Here is a 345-nt window from a genome sequence, read left to right as displayed (position 1 = left end):
ATGGGTAACGCCGTGCCGGGCCTGGTGCTGGGTATTCTGATTGGTAAAGGTGTGGAAGAGAGCGGCTGGCATCGCGTCACCAAAGTGATGATGAGCGCCATTGTGGCCCTGTTTGTCCTGAGCGCCTTCTTCCGTGGCTTCGATCTGAAAATGATCCAGTCCTTCCACCTGAGCGCGCCGAACTGGCTGGAGCTCATCCATAACTCGCTCAGCGGCAAGTAAGGAACGATGATGGAACAGAATAAAGGTTTTTGGTACGCCGACTGGTCATTCCCGATTTTTGTCGGTCTGCTCTCTTCCGGCGTCTTCGCCGGGACCCATATGTACTACCTCTACGGCATCGGT

At 55.1% G+C, this 345-nt stretch carries 2 protein-coding genes; both read left to right on the top strand.

Annotated features, from left to right (window positions below; translation table 11 throughout):
• Positions 1–222 (top strand): DUF4311 domain-containing protein (locus BTM36_RS26860; protein ID WP_139347314.1); only part of this gene is annotated, 222 nt, incomplete at its 5' end.
• Positions 223–228: 6 nt separating this feature from the next.
• The coding region (locus BTM36_RS26855; protein ID WP_217349664.1) for a DUF4310 family protein at positions 229–345 on the top strand (117 nt) is incomplete at its 3' end.

It is taken from the genome of Herbaspirillum sp. VT-16-41 (genome assembly GCF_001994935.1).
Classification (GTDB): domain Bacteria; phylum Pseudomonadota; class Gammaproteobacteria; order Burkholderiales; family Burkholderiaceae_D; genus Herbaspirillum; species Herbaspirillum frisingense.
Note: the sequence above shows the minus strand (reverse complement) of the source record. Positions and strands in the feature narration are given on the sequence as shown.